A 17,615-nucleotide genomic window follows, 5' to 3' on the forward strand; every position below is an offset into this window, starting at 1 on the left:
CTCATTTCATTGAGGTCTTCCTCTTATTTTAGTACGGTGATGCCCATTTTGCTCTTGCTGGCAGATTTCAATATGCCACTGCCCTGAAACAGGTCACATAGAAGCCTGACTTCTTTTTCTCCAATCCGCTCTCCTGGAAGAAGCACCGGAATGCCTGGGGGGTATGGCGTGATGGTTTCAGCAGATATTCTGCCAAAAGCATCTTTTACAGGGATCTCTTCCTTCTCCAGAAACAGTATTTCTTCCATATCATAAAGAAGCTCCAGATCTTCACTGTAGTGCAGAATGAATGGTGAAACCGGGCTGGCCCATAGTTTTTCATTCTCCATCTTTATGGCAGCCAGCGCTTCTGGAAGCCTTTCCAGATCGTCTTTTCCGTCAAAGGGAGAGAGGATAAAGACTATGCTACTTCCAAGGGTCATTTCCGCTTGGATCCTATGTTTTTTTCTCAGCTCTCCCATGAGAAATTCACCGGGTAAGGGTGTTTTTATCACAAGTCGTGTGGCATCGGCGAAGGCATCCTCTTTACCATACACATCCACCTGAGGGATGCGGGTAAGTTTTTCCCGAAGAAGTCCTACTTCTCTGAAAAGCTCATCATAGAGTGCTTTGCCTTCTTCTTCCATAATCGCCCGGGCGTTTTCCATAGACGCCAGCATGGTATAGGAAGGACTGCTGGTCTGAAACACCCGCAGATAGTGACGGATTCTTGATCGTTCGCTTTCCTGAAGATCCTCAGATAAGTTCAGCACTGCCCCTTGGGTCAGCACTGGAAGGGTTTTATGAAAACTCACAGAGGAAACATGGGCTCCCATGAACATGGCCGTGGGAGGCAGCTGATCTGAAAATGCGAAATGAGCACCGTGGGCTTCATCCACAATGAGGTAAAGACTGCGCCTTTTTAGGAATTGGGAAATTTCCTTCAGTGGTGCCACCTTTCCATAATAATTGGGGGAGGTGAGTATCACAGCTTTTAACAAGGGATACTTCTCACAGGCTTCTTTGATATCCGTCAAATCAGGCGGCAATGGCAACGCCCATTCCGGATCTTGCTTCGGTTTTATGAACCTGGGTTTCAGGCCTCTTAATCCCAACGCCTGGAACACACTCTGATGGCAGCTTCTTTCAAGAAGCACCTCATCTCCTGGCCGAAGAAGACCAAAAATCATGGCATAGTTCGCTGCGGTGGAGCCGTTGACACAATAGCAGCTCTCTTTGGACCCCATGGCCTTTGCAAGCAGAATCTGGGATGCCTTGATGCTCTCCTCCGGATAATGCAGATGGTCTGTCCCGTCGATTTCCGTCACATCAAAGTCATAAAGATGCTCTTGAAGAAACGCAAGAGAAGGGATCCTTTTCCCGTTTCTGTGTCCAGGCATGTGAAACCGTGAGGTTTCTTCGTTCGTATAAGCTTCAAGTGCTTTGATCAGAGGCCGCTTTTCCATGTCCATTTAGAGGAACAGCACCTTTTCTTCGGGCGCTTCCTCCTCTTCACTGAGCATTCTTTTTGCCTCTACCATGATGGCACATTCCAGTCTTTTTCTCTGCATCTCGCAACCGATTCTATAAGGCTTCAGAATGTCGCCATTAAAGCTGAGGGCATTGGCGTGACATCCTCCAGAGCAGTAGAACTTGGAGAAACAGGTTTTACAGTCTTCTTTGTGATAGATATGCGCTTCTTTAAACATAGATTGCATTTCTTTGGGAAGTGTCAGATCCTCTTCATAAAGATTTCCCATCTTGTAGGCTTCATTTCCCACAAACTGATGGCATGGATAAAGATCGCCTTCTGGGGTGATGCAAAGATACTCTGTTCCTGCACCGCACCCGGAAATCCTTTTGATGACACAAGGACCTTGAGTCAGATCCACCATGAAGTGGAAGAAGCTGAACGGATCCTTTTTCTCCTTGAGATCTGCATAGTACACTGCAAGTTTTTCATACTCTTCCAGAATTTTGGGCAGATCCTCTTCCCGGATGGCATAGGGATTCTCCTCCGAAGAAACCACAGGCTCCATGGAGGTATGGACAAATCCAAGTTCTTTAAAATGCTTCACATCTTCTGAAAAATCCAGGCTGTCCCGGGTAAAGGTGCCTCGGATATAATAGCTTTTATTGCCTCTTTTCTCAATGAGCTTCTGGTACTTTGGCACAATCACATCATAGCTTCCTTTTCCAGTGAGGGTCAGTCTCATATCATCATTGATCTGTTTTCTTCCATCCAGAGAAAGCACTGCATTGTCCATATGGGTATTGATGAACTCGATGGCTTCCTCATTGAGAAGCACACCATTGGTGGTGATGGTGAAACGGAAATTCTTATGATATTCTTTTTCCAGCTCTCTGCCGTAGTGCACCAGGTCCTTCACCACCTGGAAATTCATGAGCGGTTCGCCGCCAAAGAAATCCACCTCAAGGTTTCTTCTGCTACCGGAATTTTTCACTAGATACTCCAGCGCTTTTTTCCCAGTCTCAAGAGGCATCAGACATTTCTTTCCGCCAAAATCCCCTTGTTTTGCAAAGCAGTATTTACACATAAGATTGCAGTCATGAGCAATATTAAGGCAGAGGGCTTTAACCACAGGTTTTCTGTTTTTCATAAAGTCCATGGTCTCATACGCATCTTCTGTATATAAAAGGCCATCCTCTTCGAGGGTTCTGATTTCATCATAGGCAGAAGCCAGCTCTTCCTGAGGATATCTGGAAAGCTTCTCCATAACCTCCTGAAGAGATCTTTTTCCATCCCGAATTTCTTCATAAAAGTCCAGCATGTCATAGGTGATTTCATCCAGGACATGCACAGAGCCACCATTGATGTCCATGGCAATGTGTACGCCGTTCATCGTAAATTTATGTATCATTTTTATCTGTTGCCTCCTTCAGGGCTTGTTGATTCAAGAGAAAAGGGAAGGGTCTATACCATAAACCTTCCCTTTAGGGTCTTTGCGTTCCTATCTGTCCAGATTTTCACATTCCTGATTCGCTACGGTACAGGATGTTTTGCAGGCAGACTGGCAGGATGTCTGGCATTCGCCGCATCCGCCCTTGGCAACGCTCTTCTTTAGAGTGCTTTTGGTCAAGGTCTTAATGTGCTTTTTCATATTCATTCCTCCTCTAAATTAGCGTTACAATTATATCATATACAGGCATCATTGACCATAAAATGACAAATTTTATCAAGTTCCGAAACTTGAGAAATCTACTTCCATTGGTGCGCAACGTTTCTATCGGTTCTCTTCAGGACATCTCCTCTGGTGTAATTGTTTTCCTTTCTTGAAATCCATCCACAATTGCATCATAATAAAAATGATAACAATTGAAAGACCGAAAAGGAGACACCTATGCAGCGAAGAATTTTATGTTTTGGAGACTCAAACACATGGGGATATAATGCGGAAGATGAAAGCAGGTTTGAAAAAGGAGTCCGTTGGACCTCACTGCTTCAGGATAATCTAGGAGAAGAGTATGACATCATCGAGGAAGGACTCAGCGGAAGAACCGCATCCTGTGATGATCCGCTTTTTGAAGGTCTCAACGGATACAGCTACATCTATCCTTGCATTATGAGCCACAGACCCCTGGATCTGATCATCATCACTTTGGGCACCAATGATGCCAAAGAACGTTTTGCTCTGACACCACTGAACATTGCCATGGGAATCATCCGACTGGCGGGAAGAGTAAAGAACACCATGACCGGCAGGGACGGGAAGGACCCGGAGATTCTCATTGTAGCACCTGCACCCATCGGCCCTCTATATAAGGAAAAGAATGCGTTCCATTCCATGGGCAGGGAGTCCGATCTGAAAACAAAGGAGATGATTCCATTTTTGCACACCATGGCGAAAGAAGCGGGATATCATTTCATCTCTGCTGGAAACCATCTTTCCATGGGAGAAGTGGATCATATGCATCTGAACGCAGAAGGTCATAAAAAAATGGCGGAGCTTTTGGAAAAGAAAGTCCGCGAGATCTTAAAGGTCAGGGGGTGAGATTGTGGCAGATACCGTTCAGTCTATAGACAGAGCGCTCTCTCTTTTAGAGATTCTGTCCTCCTCCAAGGAGGGGATGGGTCTTCTGGAGCTGGGAGAGGCTTCCGGTCTTTCCAAAGGTACGGTGCACAGACTTTTATATACCCTCATGGAAAACGGATATGTGAAGCAGCAGGAAAAAACAGGGAAATACCAGCTGACCATGAAGATGTTTGTCTTAGGAGCCAAACCTGTGGAGAAAATGGATGTGCTGAGAGTAGCACGTCCATACCTTGAGAAGCTCCGGGACCTTTCTCAGGAAGTGGTCCATCTGGTGCTTCCCGATGGATATGAGATCCTTTATGTGGATAAAGTGGAGACCGAAAACACCATCCGCATGTACTCCAACATCGGAAAGCGGGGCACTCTATATGCCACCTCCGTTGGCAAGGCAATGCTCTCGTATTATCCGGAAGAAGAAGTACAAAAACTCTGGCCCCATATGGCTGTTCATAAGCTGACGGAGTATACCATCACAGAGCTTCCAGATTTTCTTCAGGAGCTGAAGAATATCCGTAAAAATGGGTTTGCACTAGACCGGGAAGAGAATGAGCTGGGGGTTCAATGCATGGGGGCGGCGATTCTTGATTATACGGATACTCCCGTGGCCGCATTCAGTATTTCCGGACCCGTTCAGCGTATGACAGAAGAAAAGATCTCCTCATTAAAAGAAGCGATGTTGGAAACCAAACGTAAAATTTCAGAAGAATTGGGTCACTACAAAAATATCTGAAAATCTTCCATAAACCGATTGCATGTAAACGGGTTATGGAGTAAAATAAACTTGCATTCAAATTATGGAACCATGTTCCACTATGTGGAACTGAAATAAAGGAGGCCTATTATGATCCCAAAAATTGAAACCCTCACCAGAATCATGAACGCAGGAATTGTTGCGGTGGTTCGTGCAGACAGCGAGGAACAGGCAGAAAAAATAAGCAAAGCGTGTATTGAAGGTGGTGTCCCTGCCATCGAAGTGACTTTTACCGTTCCTGGTGCACAGTATGTGATTTCTTCCTTGAAGAAGAAGTTCCCCAAAGAGGCGCTCATTGTTGGGGCAGGCACAGTGCTTGACTCAGAAACTGCTAGAATTGCCATTCTTGCCGGTGCAGAATATATTGTTAGTCCTGGATTTGATCCAGAAACCGCAAGACTCTGCAACAGATACCAGATTCCTTATATGGCCGGATGTATGACACTGACCGAAATCATCACTGCCATGGAAGCGGGTGTGGATGTCATAAAAGTATTCCCAGGCAGTGCATTTGGACCAGACTTCATCAAAGCCATCAAAGGACCTCTGCCACAGACAGTGCTGATGCCCACAGGTGGTGTGAGCCTTGACAATGTGGACCAGTGGATCAAGAACGGCTGCGTTGCTGTAGGGGTAGGCGGAGAGCTTACTGGCCCAGCAAAGAAAGGCGAATATGAAAAAATCACAGAAATCGCCAAAGAGTTCGTTGAAAAAATCAAAGAAGCCAGAAAATAAAGAGTAGAAGGAGCAGGAATATGAAAAGAGTAGTTACCCTTGGAGAGATCATGTTAAGACTCTCTACCCCAGGATTTGAAAGATTTGTCCAGGCGGACAGTTTTGATGTCTGTTATGGAGGAGGAGAAGCCAACTGCTGTGTTTCCTTATCCAACTATGGTCTGGAAACCAGATTTGTCACAAAAGTGCCAGACAATGAGATCGGACAAAGCGCAGTCAATTCTTTGAGAAGATATGGTGTGGATACCAGTTTCATCCCAAGAGGCGGAGACCGACTTGGCATTTATTTCCTGGAATCCGGTGCTTCCCAGAGACCTTCCAAGGTTATTTATGACAGAGCTCACGCAGCCATTGCAGAAGCAAAAAGTGATGAATTTGATTGGGATGGTATCTTTGAAGGTGCTGACTGGTTCCATTTCACAGGCATCACCCCAGCACTGAGCGATGCAGCAGCAGAGCTGACTCTGGCCGCGCTGAAAGCAGCCAAGGCAAAGGGCATCACTGTTTCTGTAGATCTTAATTACAGAAAGAAACTCTGGAGTCAGGCTAAGGCACAGGAAGTCATGACTAAGCTTATGGAGTACGTGGATGTATGCATCGGTAACGAAGAGGATGCAGAAAAAGTCTTCGGCATCAAAGCGCAAGGCACCGATATCCATAAGGGGGAGATCAATCACGTTGCCTATGAGGAAGTTGCAAAGCAGATCATTGAAAAGTTCAATGTGAAGCTTGTGGCGTCCACCTTAAGAGAAAGCTATTCCGCCAGCGACAACGGCTGGTCTGCCATTTTGTTTGATGGAGAAAAGTCCTACCTTTCCAAGAAGTATGACCTTAGAATCGTAGACCGTGTAGGTGGAGGGGATTCCTTTGCATCCGGACTCATCTATGGTCTGGTGACTGAGCTGCCTTATCAGGAAGCTCTGGAATTTGCTGTGGCAGCCTCTGCGCTGAAGCATACCATCCCTGGAGACACCAATCACGTGTCTAAAGAAGAAGTGCTGACCCTGATGGGCGGAGACGGCTCAGGCAGAGTACAGAGGTAGAAGATGGATGTAGTGACTTTTGGAGAGACCATGGTGCTCTTCAATCCAGAAACACAAGGTCCACTGAGATATGTGGGCACTTTCACCAAATCCATCGGTGGCGCGGAGTCCAATGTGGCCATTGCCTTGGCACGACTTGGACACAAAGCTGGATGGTTCTCCAAACTGGGAGATGATGAGTTTGGAAGATACATCAAATCTACCGTCATGGGAGAAGAAGTGGATGTGTCCAGGGTGAAAAAAGATCCCAAACGCACCACTGGAATTCTCTTCAAAGAGCGTTTTTCCACGGTAAACCCTAACGTGTATTACTACAGAAAAGGTTCGGCCGCCAGTCATCTGATGATGGAAGACCTGGATATGGATTACATCGCCAGCGCAAAGATCCTCCATGTCACAGGGATTTCACTTGCTCTTTCTGAAGAGATGCGTGAGGCTGTATTTTATGCTGTAAGAGAAGCGAAGAAACGTGGTGTGCTGATTTCCTTTGATCCCAACATCCGATTGAAATTATGGTCCAAAGAGGAAGCCAGAGAGACCATCCTTGAGATGGTGAAGCTCACAGATCTTCTCTTCCCTGGAAAAGAAGAAGCAGAACTTCTTCTGGGTCTTACAGAACCAGAAGAAATTGCGGATTCTTTCCTCAATCTAGGTGTTCAGACCGTTGCGCTGAAGCTTGGAAAAAGTGGATGTTATGTGAAAAACAAAGAAACAGAAGCCTTCGTACATGGCTACACCGTGGACCATCCAGTGGATACGGTGGGGGCAGGGGATGGATATGCCGCAGGATTTCTTTCCGGCTATCTGGAAAATCTCAGCCTGACAGAATGCGCCCAAAGAGCCAATGCAGTAGGTGCCATGGCAACCCTCGTAAAAGGGGATATGGAAGGCTTTCCCTATAAAGATCAGGTTGAGATCTTTATGGGACTTAAAGACAGCATCGACAGATAAACCCGAATCTGTTTATGTATATAGATTTACCCGATCAAAGAACCCTCATAAATTTCCTTTTCAGGAGATTCTTGGGGGTTCTTTGAGTGCCGCTTCTTTTCAAAGGAGACAACTCAGGATAAAATAGAAGAAACTGTTTATTTTTTGGGGGGGAGAGAATAGATGATGCTTTTTAGTCGAAATGTAAGAGAAAACCCGCAGCTGAAGGAATCCTTCTTTGAACTTGCGAAAGAGGTGTTTGGGATACGGTTTGATTTGTGGGAAAAAACTGGTGGCTGGACGAGTGCTTACATCCCATACTGCTTTCATGAAGATGGACAAGTTGTTGCCAATGCCTCTGTAAATCTCATGAAGCTGACGGTGGAGGGCAAAATTTATGATGCAGTCCAGATCGGCACGGTCATGACCAGGAAAGAACATCGCGGACAGGGTCTTTCAGAGAAGCTTCTACGGAAGATCCTAGGGGATTATGAAGGAAAGACAGATCTCATCTATCTCCTTGCCGATGAGGACGCAATGCCCCTTTATCAAAGGGTTGGTTTTGAAAGGATAAACACTGTGCGTTGCTTCCTGCCGATAGAGACTTGCGTCAATGAAGGAAACCCGTTGCCTGTGAAAAAGAATATAGAAGATCTCATGGCTCTGAAAAAGTCTTCTTTCGCCATGACAGACCGGCTTTGGAGCAAAGAGGACAGGCATATTCTTCCTTTTTATTATGTCCACGGATTTCAAGATATGATTCTAGAACCATTATTAGATGTGACCATCCTGGTCGAAATGGAAGGGGATACCTTTCATCTCTACGATGTGTTGTCACCCGTTAAAGTTTCACTGTCTGAGGTGATCAACAGTATTGTCCCTCAAAGTGCCCTTCGGGTAGAACTTCACTTTACACCTCAAGAGATGCTTCCTGGACTCTATACAGAACCTGACCCGGATAGTGGTTTCATGGTTCACAAATCCAGCAGCGCAGTAATACCAAATAACCTCACCTACCCGACAATCATCACCGCTTGAAAAAGAACGCTGGATTGAAACCAATCCAGCGTTTTTATAATGCGATCCAGTACCGGTCTATGACCTGCCCATTTTCCTCATAGGCATTTTCCAGTGTTCCGCCAATCTTTTTTATTGTGTTTTTTGCTGCTTTATTGCTTCTTTTCACCGTAACCAGCGCTTTCAGGATTCCATTCATCCGAAGCCGGTTCAGTGCCAATTTCACGATGATGAACCCATATCCCTTTTCTCGCTCTTCCGGACGGATGCCGAAACTTATGTGACCACCATAGCGCAAAAGATCTTCTGTCATGGCATATCTGAGATTTACCGCACCAAGAATATACCCATTGTCCTCCACCAGAAACAGAGTTTCAGCCCGGACAAATCCATGGGGGAGTGTGGCTTCATTTTGCAGCGACAGTTCTCGTTTTTGCCACTCAGAAAAATTCAGTGCTGCCATATCACAGGAGGAAGGACATAACGGTTCCTTCCTGTCTTTCCATGTGGAAATATAGGTGATATAGCTTTGTTCATCCAGTTCTTTGATTTCTACAAGTTTGATTATTCTCACCCTGCTTTCCATTTTTTATCATTATATCAAAGATTGCGACCCCTGCTAAGTGGCTGTTTCCTGTGAATACATTTACATAAAAAACTTTTCAATTTTTCTTCAGAACTCTGGTATAATGGATTTGTTTGAACTGATGTGGTTGCAAACATCGAAGTATATCCAATGAGAATAAATGAGTGAGTGAGTAAAATGAAAAAAATTATTATGACCGGTGGAGGAACCGCTGGACATGTGGTGCCGAATCTGGCCATTATGCCTCATCTGAAAAAACTGGGGTATGAGATCAAGTACATAGGATCCCAAAATGGAATTGAACGTGAGATCATCGAAGGAAAGAAGATCCCTTACTTTCCGATTTCTTCTGGAAAACTAAGAAGGTATTTCGATTGGAAGAATTTTACAGACCCTTTCCGGGTGGGTGCAGGTTACTTTCAGGCGTTGGGCATTCTAAAAAGGGAAAAACCCCATCTCGTATTTTCCAAAGGTGGATTTGTAAGTGTACCAGTGGTGGCAGCAGCAAGAACATTGAAAATTCCTGTCCTTGCCCATGAATCAGATCTGACCCCAGGTCTTGCCAACAAGCTGGCGCTGAGATTTGTGGATCATCTTCTGGTGACCTTCCCAGATACGATGTCCAAGGTTTCCGGAAAAGGTATCCTGGTGGGCAGTCCCATAAGAGAAGAACTTTTTCAGGGAGATCGGAAGAGAGCTCTCGATCTTTGCGGCTTCACGGAGGATAAACCTGTACTTCTTTTCATGGGAGGGAGCATTGGCTCCATGAAAATCAATGAAACCGTCTGGAGTGCTCTTTATGAGCTTCTAACGGATTATCAGATCATCCATCTTTGCGGTAAGAACAACATCAATCCTCAGTATAAAGACCTGAAAGGATACAGACAGTTTGAGTATGTCGGGGAAGAGATGAAGGATTTGCTTAGCGCTGCAGATTTTATTGTGGCAAGAGCGGGCTCTAATTCCATCTTTGAATTTCTCGCGCTCCGAAAACCTCATCTTCTCATTCCGCTTTCTGCAGCATCCAGCAGAGGGGACCAGATTGAAAATGCGGAGAGCTTTGAAAAAGAAGGGTACTCCATGGTCTTAAGAGAAGAGAGCCTCACAAAAGACACACTGCTGATGAGTCTGAAGTCGCTCTCTGAAAACAAGAACTCCTATGTGGAAGCAATGAACCGTTCTTCCCTAGGAAATACCACAGGAAAGATCATGGAACTCATTGAGAAATACGCAAAATAACTACAGAAAATAGTACAGTTGATACGCAGAGAAGTCTCACTTAGGTGTGCTTCTCTGTTTTTTTAGTAAAAAACAGGATTTCCTGTACTGTTATAAAGTCATTTATATCACAAACTAAATGAATGTAGTAAGAATGTTAACACAAAAGTCTGATAATTATTGATATAATTAAAGTATCAAAAGCAAGGAGGATCAGCTATGCGCATTGAATTTTCAGGAGCAGCAGGTACTGTAACTGGTTCCAGTCATCTACTACGGGTTAAGGACAAGAGAATTCTTCTGGATTGCGGACTGTATCAGGGAAAGGATGAAAAAGACAAAGGAAATGATGTGTTTGCGTTCATTCCATCCACCATTGATTATCTGATTCTTTCTCATGCCCACATTGACCACAGCGGCCGTATTCCACTGCTTTACAAACGTGGATTCCGAGGCAAAGTTTTCGCCACGCCTCCCGCAAAAGCTCTTGCAGAGATTCTTCTCATGGATTCCGCCTACATCCACGAACAGGATGCGGAATGGGAGAATAAAAAACGGCAGCGAAAAGGTCTGGATCCTGTGGAGCCGCTTTATACAGCCAAAGATGCAGAAGGGGCTCTGACCCTCTTTGAAGCCATAGATTTCAATCAGAGAACCGTCCTTTTTCCTGGTTTTGAGATGCAGTTTCTGGAAGCGGGGCACATGCTGGGCGCTGCCATTACAGAACTTTTCATTCAGGAAGAAGAGCGGAAGGTGAAGCTTGTCTATACAGGTGATCTGGGAAATCAGGGTATTCCACTCATGAAAGAACCTGTAGAAGTGGATGAAGCGGATTTTCTCATCATGGAATCCACCTACGGCAACAGACTGCATCCTGATAATAAAACAGAGCACGAAGAACTCATCAGCATCATCAATGAGACCTACCGGAAAGGAGGAAATGTCATTATTCCTTCTTTTGCTGTAGGCCGAACCCAGGAGCTCTTATATATACTCAATGAGTTCCAGGAAGCGGGCAGACTGGAACGTGGTGTCAAAGTATATGTGGATTCACCCCTTGCATCAAAGTCCACTCAGATTTTCAAAGAGTACTCCCGTTATTTTGATGAAGAAAGTCAGGAAAGAATGAGACGGGGAGACCACGTGCTGGAATTCAGGAATCTTTTTTTCACAGAATCTGTAGAAGATTCCATGGAGCTGAACCGCACCAAGAAAGGATGCGTCATCATCAGTGCTTCCGGGATGGCGACGGCAGGAAGAATCAGACATCACCTCAAGCATAATCTGTGGAGATCGGAATGCAGCGTGGTTTTTGTAGGGTATCAGGCAGAAGGGTCCTTAGGCAGAATCATTCAGGATGGTGCCAAAACAGTGAATCTCTTTGGAGAAGATATTGCTGTTCATGCAAAGGTATACAGCTTTTCCGGACTATCAGGCCATGCGGACAGGAGAGGCCTCTACAATTGGGTCAAAGCCATACGAAAAGGTCCTAAAGAAATCTTTCTGACTCATGGAGATCTCTCTGCGGCTACAGCACTCAAAGAGCTTCTGTCAGGTGATGGATATAATGTTCGTATTGCCAAAGATGGAGATATCGTACCAATCAGAGATTATGTAAAGCTTGTACCAAAAATCGAGGAAACTGATTTAGAAAAGACCGCTGTAGCTACTGCTCTTTCCAGATTGCGAAAGAAGGAAGATCTCATCAAATATATTGAAACGGTTGATTTTACAAAGGTTGACACAGATGAGATCCTGAAGGATATCAGCAATATCTTGAAAAAACAGTGAAAACAGAGAAAAGCGAAAGAAGTGCCAAAATCCATTGGTAAAAGCCATTCAAATATTGTATAATAATGTTGTGTCTTTTGAGTATAGCTAATGATAAATCATTAACTATACTCAAATTCATGTGTTTATAACCTACGGAAACGTAGTTATAGTTTAGAAATCTTTAGGCCGGATTTCTAAGAAATATATATTAAGGAGAGGTATAGACATGAGAAAAACTAAAACCATGGATGGAAATATGGCTGCATCCTACATCTCGTATGCATTTACAGATGTATCCGCCATCTATCCAATTACCCCATCCAGTACAATGGGTGAGAATGTCGACGAGTGGTCTTCCAAAGGAATGAAGAACATTTTCGGCCAGCCTGTAAAGGTTGTTGAAATGCAATCTGAAGCAGGAGCAGCTGGAGCAGTTCACGGTTCCCTTCAGGGTGGAGCACTGACTACCACTTATACAGCATCACAGGGACTTCTGCTCATGCTTCCAAATATGTACAAAATCGCAGGAGAACTTCTTCCTGGCGTATTCCACGTAAGTGCCAGAGCTATTGCAGCACATGCACTTTCAATTTTCGGTGACCATCAGGACGTTATGGCTGCTAGACAGACAGGATTCGCTATGCTTGCTGAATCCAATGTACAGCAGATCATGGACCTTTCTGGTGTTGCTCACTTGGCTTCCATCAAGAGCAGAGTGCCATTCCTGAACTTCTTTGACGGTTTCAGAACCTCCTCAGAAGTACAGAAGGTAGAAGTCATTGAGTATGATGAACTGGAAAAACTTCTGGACAAGGAAGCTGTTGCTGAATTCAGAAGCAGATCCCTGAACTCAGAAAGACCAGTGACAAGAGGTACCGCACAGAACCCTGACATCTATTTCCAGGGAAGAGAAGCGGCCAACAGATACTATCTTGCAGTTCCTGAAATTGTTGAAGGATACATGGAAGAAATCAACAAGATCACAGGAAGAAACTACGGACTGTTCAACTATCATGGAGCACCAGATGCTGAGCATATCATCATCGCTATGGGATCTGTTTGTGACACTGCTGAAGAAGTTGTAGACTACCTCACCAAGAAGGGTGAAAAGGTTGGTCTTGTAAACGTACACCTTTACAGACCTTTCTCCACAAAACATTTCATGAATGCAATTCCAAAGACTGTAAAGAAGATTGCTGTTCTTGACAGAACAAAAGAACCAGGTTCTGCTGGAGAGCCACTTTACCAGGATGTCAGAAATGCTTTCTACGAAGCTGATGTAAGACCTGTCATCGTTGGTGGAAGATACGGACTTGGTTCCAAGGACGTTACACCAGGACAGATTCTTGCAGTTTATGAAAACCTTAGCTATGGCGAAGTGAAGAACGGATTCACCATCGGAATCGAAGATGATGTGACTTATACTTCTCTGCCAAAGCATGCAGAAATTGATACTACCGCTGAAGGTACTGTACAGTGTCAGTTCTGGGGACTTGGTTCCGACGGTACTGTTGGCGCCAACAAGGCATCCATCAAGATCATCGGAGACCATACCGATATGTACGCACAGGGATACTTCTCCTATGACTCCAAGAAATCCGGTGGAATCACTGTATCCCACTTAAGATTTGGTAAGAATAAGATCAGAAGCCCATATCTCATCCTGAATCCTGATTTTGTGGCTTGTCATAATCCATCTTATGTAAATAAGTATGACATGACAAAGAACCTGAAGGACAATGGAACCTTCCTGCTGAACTGCGCATGGACCGCAGAAGACTTAGATGCACATCTTCCAGCGAAGATGAAGCAGGATATCGCTAAGAAGAACATCAATCTCTACATCGTAGACGCACAGTCTATCGCAACTGAGATTGGTCTTGGCACCAGAATCAACATGATCATGCAGTCCGCGTTCTTCAAGCTTGCAAACATCATCCCAGTTGAAGATGCTATGAAGTATCTGAAGCAGTCTGTGGTTGATTCCTATGGCAATAAGGGCGAAAAGGTCGTCAACATGAACTACGAAGCCATCGATAGAGGCGTTAACGCTCTTGTGAAGGTTACTGTTCCTGCTGAATGGGCCAACGCTGTAGAAACCAAAACAGATGAAAGAAATGTTCCTGATTTCATCAAGAACATCCTTGAGCCAATGAATGCACAAGAAGGAGACAGACTTCCAGTATCCGCATTCCTTGGCAGAGAAGACGGAACCTTCCCAATGGGAACCTCCGCTTATGAAAAGAGAGGAATCGCTGTCAATGTTCCTGAATGGAATATTGAAAACTGTATCCAGTGTAACCAGTGTTCCTATGTATGTCCTCACGCTGTCATCAGACCATTCCTTGTGAATGAAGAAGAAATGGCCAATGCTCCAGAAGGATTTGAAGCTAAGAAGGCTATGGGCGGAAAGGCATTCGGAGACCTTCAGTACAAGATTCAGGTATCCGTACTTGACTGTACAGGTTGCGGAAACTGTGCTCAGGTTTGTCCAGCACCTAAGAAGGCGCTTGTGATGAAGCCAATTGAAACACAGATGCATGAAACAAATAACTGGGAATATGCACTGTCACTTTCCCATAAGATCAACCCAATGAATAAGAACACCCTGAAGGGCAGCCAGTTCGAGCAGCCACTTCTTGAGTTCTCAGGTGCATGTGCAGGCTGTGGAGAAACACCATATGCGAAGCTCATCACACAGCTCTTCGGTGACAGAATGATGATTGCGAACGCTACCGGATGTTCATCCATCTGGGGTGGATCTGCACCAGCAACTGTTTACACCACAAATCATCTTGGACAGGGTCCAGCTTGGGCGAACTCCCTGTTCGAGGACAACGCTGAGTTTGGTCTTGGTATCTACCTTGGACACAAAGCTCATAGAGCGAAGCTTCTGCCAATAGCAGAAAAGCTCGTTCAGAATCCAATGGCTTCAGAAGAACTGAAGGCTGCAACACAGAACTGGATTGAAAACTTCGACAAGGGTGACGAATCCAAGGCTGCAAGAGCTGCACTTCTACCACTTCTTAAGACTTCCGAACTGGAAGAAGCCAAGGAACTTTATGCAGAAAGAGACTTCCTCACCAAGAAGAGCCAGTGGATCTTCGGTGGAGACGGTTGGGCTTATGACATCGGATTCGGTGGACTGGACCACGTACTTGCCACAGGTGAAAACATCAATGTTCTTGTTATGGATACAGAAGTGTACTCCAATACTGGAGGACAGTCTTCCAAGTCCACACCTACAGCTGCAATCGCTAAGTTTGCTTCTGCCGGTAAGAGAACAAAGAAGAAAGATCTCGGCATGATGGCCATGAGCTATGGTTATGTATATGTTGCTCAGATTGGTATGGGTGCTGACAAGAACCAGGCCATCAAGGCAATCGTTGAAGCAGAAGCTTACGACGGACCATCCCTCATCATCGCATACGCTCCATGTATCAACCAGGGACTTAAGCTTGGAATGGGCTTCAGCCAGGAACAGACAAAGAGAGCAGTTGAGTCAGGTTACTGGCAGCTGTACAGATTCAATCCACTTCTGAAGGAAGAAGGAAAGAATCCATTCTCACTGGATTCCAAGGAACCAACCAGAAGCTTCAGAGAGTTCATTGATAGTGAAGTTCGTTATGCTTCTCTTGCTAAGGCTTTCCCAGATGAAGCAGAAGCTCTCTTCGCTAAGACAGAGAAGGATGCTATGGAAAGACTGGATAGCTACAAGAGACTGGCTTCCTATGACTACTCTGCAAAGGGTACTGAAGAATAATCATCCAATGATTTTAAAGAACTGTCATTAAGTTGACAGTTCTTTTTTATGCAAAAAAATAGACCCTACATTTTAAAGAGGGTCCATTGATCCGTATCTTTCTCATATTTCAGCTCAAAGAGCACCTCTTTGTCTTGAACATTTCCCCGGCACAAAAATACCTGCATCAGATTTCCAGCCAGCTTTTCTTTTTTCCTTTCCTGAATGCTCTTGATAGAAATTACCTGGTACTTACCGTCTTCATCAATGAGACGGAATCGAATGGGATGGATACGTCCTTTAAAGTCAAACCAAGCAATCATTTCAATTGGCTTTGCAAGGACCTTCAAGAAAATCAACTCCTTGTCATATACTCTTCTTTTATAAGTGGCTGTTCATGAAAATATAGTCCTTCTCTACAACACCTCCTGAAAAAGCACGGACAGGAGAATGGAGAAATGTGGCACGGATGAGCGCCTCTTCCCCAAAGTTCTTTCGGATCAAATCCATGACCTGGTCCATCTTTTTCATTTTTTCACTCTTATGATCTGGAAAAAGAGAGAGCTGTTCCCGAAACCGGTCTTCCAGCTGAGCAAAAGAAATTCCCAGGTGTCTTACAGGCTCACCATTCCACATATCGTCAAAGAGCGCGCAAGCCTCTTCCATGAGAAGACTCGTGGAGTCCGAAGAGAAGGGAAGTGTATTCTGCATGCTGATGGATGTAAAATCACTGTAGCGAATGTGCACAGATAGTGTTTTGGCTTTTTTTCCCGCTCTTCTCAGTCTAGGGACAAGAGTCTCTCCAATGGAAAGCAGAACATTATGGCAGGAGATTCTATCCGTGAAATCAAAGGGGAGAGTGGTGGAGTTTCCCATACCTTTCATCTCTACAGTTCCTTCGTTTTTGACGGTGGAGGATTCAATCCCCCTTGCGTAGCAGGATATCATGTGCCCATACTTTTTGAACCGCTCATGGAGAAAAGATGGATCTGTATTTGCCAGCTGTCCTATGGTATGAATGTTCATTTTTCTCAGTTTCTCTGCCGTTCTAGGACCTACCATAAAAAGATCTTCGATGGGAAGAGGCCACATTTTCTGAGCCATTTCCTCTTTGTAAAGGGTATGCACTTTGTTGGGCTTTTGAAGATCTGAAGCCATCTTGGCCAGGAGTTTTCCTGTGGAAATTCCCACATTGACTGTAAAGCCCAGCTCTTTCAGAATCCGATCTTTGAGTCCTGTGGCCACAGAAACCGCATCTTCTTTCCTGATATGGCACATGTCCATAAAGCATTCATCAATGGAATACCGCTCAATGACAGGGGAATATTCTCTGAGGATCTCCACCATGGCATCACTGGCTTTCAGATACATGCTGTATCTGGGGGGAACAATCTTTAGATCCGGACATTTCATCAATGCGGAAAATAAAGTCTCTCCGGTTTTAATGCCGTACTTTTTGCTGGGTGAGGATTTTGCAAGGACAATACCGTGTCTGCTTTCAGGATCTCCTCCAACAATAGCAGGAATGGTCCGAAGATCCAGAGAGGATCCATGCTGCAGATCCCATACTGCATTCCAGGAAAGATATGCGGAGTTCACATCCACATGAAAAATTATGCGTTCCATGATTCATCACCTTACTCACTTATTCATAAACATATGTTCTTATTTCATTATATCAGAACATCAGTTCATAATAAATACCCCAGTGGTCTAATCCTCCTCAAAAAAGCTCAAAAAAAAAAGCTCTTCCCCTGAAGGGAGAGCTTTTTGCCTGTATCATCAA

The 17,615-nt window shown here is 44.7% G+C and carries 15 protein-coding genes; 9 read left to right on the top strand and 6 right to left on the bottom strand.

Features of this window, described 5'->3' with window-relative positions:
* Positions 1-23: 23 nt before the first annotated feature.
* From BM243_RS00735 to scfA, 3 genes are all read right to left on the bottom strand, one after another.
* Positions 24-1,451 carry an aminotransferase class I/II-fold pyridoxal phosphate-dependent enzyme gene (locus BM243_RS00735; protein ID WP_074909025.1) on the bottom strand — a complete coding sequence of 476 codons (1,428 nt, stop codon included), beginning with the start codon at positions 1,449-1,451 and terminating at the stop codon, positions 24-26.
* The gene (gene scfB / locus BM243_RS00740) at positions 1,452-2,861 is read right to left on the bottom strand and encodes a thioether cross-link-forming SCIFF peptide maturase (protein WP_074909028.1); all 1,410 of its coding nucleotides are present in this window, start codon (positions 2,859-2,861) and stop codon (positions 1,452-1,454) included.
* A gap of 90 nt (positions 2,862-2,951) precedes the next feature.
* Complete coding sequence (scfA, locus tag BM243_RS00745; protein WP_074909031.1) at positions 2,952-3,101, bottom strand: six-cysteine ranthipeptide SCIFF; 150 nt, start codon at positions 3,099-3,101, stop codon at positions 2,952-2,954.
* A 240-nt stretch (positions 3,102-3,341) separates the two neighbouring features.
* On the opposite strand from scfA, the gene BM243_RS00750 reads away from it, so the two are divergent.
* From BM243_RS00750 to BM243_RS00775, 6 genes are all read left to right on the top strand, one after another.
* Positions 3,342-3,992, top strand: a complete 651-nt coding sequence (locus tag BM243_RS00750; protein WP_074909036.1) for a GDSL-type esterase/lipase family protein — start codon at positions 3,342-3,344, stop codon at positions 3,990-3,992.
* A gap of 4 nt (positions 3,993-3,996) precedes the next feature.
* Positions 3,997-4,764: an IclR family transcriptional regulator gene (locus tag BM243_RS00755; RefSeq protein ID WP_074909040.1), complete on the top strand. Its 768-nt coding sequence runs from the start codon at positions 3,997-3,999 to the stop codon at positions 4,762-4,764.
* Between the two features lie 111 nt (positions 4,765-4,875).
* A complete protein-coding gene (locus tag BM243_RS00760) occupies positions 4,876-5,520 on the top strand; it encodes a bifunctional 2-keto-4-hydroxyglutarate aldolase/2-keto-3-deoxy-6-phosphogluconate aldolase (RefSeq protein WP_074909044.1) in 645 nt (214 codons plus the stop codon).
* A 20-nt stretch (positions 5,521-5,540) separates the two neighbouring features.
* A complete protein-coding gene (locus BM243_RS00765; protein WP_074909048.1) occupies positions 5,541-6,563 on the top strand; it encodes a sugar kinase in 1,023 nt (340 codons plus the stop codon).
* Positions 6,564-6,566: 3 nt separating this feature from the next.
* A complete protein-coding gene (locus BM243_RS00770) occupies positions 6,567-7,514 on the top strand; it encodes a sugar kinase (protein WP_074909051.1) in 948 nt (315 codons plus the stop codon).
* A gap of 162 nt (positions 7,515-7,676) precedes the next feature.
* Positions 7,677-8,531: a GNAT family N-acetyltransferase gene (locus BM243_RS00775; RefSeq protein ID WP_074909054.1), complete on the top strand. Its 855-nt coding sequence runs from the start codon at positions 7,677-7,679 to the stop codon at positions 8,529-8,531.
* Positions 8,532-8,565: 34 nt separating this feature from the next.
* Here BM243_RS00775 and BM243_RS00780 read toward each other — a convergent pair whose 3' ends face one another.
* Positions 8,566-9,084: a GNAT family N-acetyltransferase gene (locus tag BM243_RS00780; RefSeq protein ID WP_074910868.1), complete on the bottom strand. Its 519-nt coding sequence runs from the start codon at positions 9,082-9,084 to the stop codon at positions 8,566-8,568.
* A gap of 189 nt (positions 9,085-9,273) precedes the next feature.
* Here BM243_RS00780 and BM243_RS00785 point away from each other — a divergent pair, with 189 nt between their 5' ends.
* From BM243_RS00785 to nifJ, 3 genes are all read left to right on the top strand, one after another.
* Positions 9,274-10,335: an undecaprenyldiphospho-muramoylpentapeptide beta-N-acetylglucosaminyltransferase gene (locus tag BM243_RS00785; protein ID WP_074909057.1), complete on the top strand. Its 1,062-nt coding sequence runs from the start codon at positions 9,274-9,276 to the stop codon at positions 10,333-10,335.
* A gap of 198 nt (positions 10,336-10,533) precedes the next feature.
* Complete coding sequence (locus BM243_RS00790) at positions 10,534-12,105, top strand: MBL fold metallo-hydrolase RNA specificity domain-containing protein (RefSeq protein WP_074909060.1); 1,572 nt, start codon at positions 10,534-10,536, stop codon at positions 12,103-12,105.
* Between the two features lie 208 nt (positions 12,106-12,313).
* On the top strand, positions 12,314-15,850 hold the full coding sequence (nifJ, locus tag BM243_RS00795; RefSeq protein ID WP_074909063.1) for a pyruvate:ferredoxin (flavodoxin) oxidoreductase: 3,537 nt from the start codon (positions 12,314-12,316) through the stop codon (positions 15,848-15,850).
* A 65-nt stretch (positions 15,851-15,915) separates the two neighbouring features.
* Here nifJ and BM243_RS00800 read toward each other — a convergent pair whose 3' ends face one another.
* Together BM243_RS00800 and BM243_RS00805 are read right to left on the bottom strand one after the other, a co-directional pair.
* Positions 15,916-16,179 carry a hypothetical protein gene (locus tag BM243_RS00800; RefSeq protein ID WP_031575728.1) on the bottom strand — a complete coding sequence of 88 codons (264 nt, stop codon included), beginning with the start codon at positions 16,177-16,179 and terminating at the stop codon, positions 15,916-15,918.
* A gap of 31 nt (positions 16,180-16,210) precedes the next feature.
* Positions 16,211-17,455 carry a Y-family DNA polymerase gene (locus BM243_RS00805; protein WP_074909066.1) on the bottom strand — a complete coding sequence of 415 codons (1,245 nt, stop codon included), beginning with the start codon at positions 17,453-17,455 and terminating at the stop codon, positions 16,211-16,213.
* Positions 17,456-17,615 lie beyond the last annotated feature (160 nt).

It is taken from the genome of Proteiniclasticum ruminis (assembly GCF_900115135.1).
GTDB classification, from domain to species: Bacteria; Bacillota; Clostridia; order Clostridiales; family Clostridiaceae; genus Proteiniclasticum; species Proteiniclasticum ruminis_A.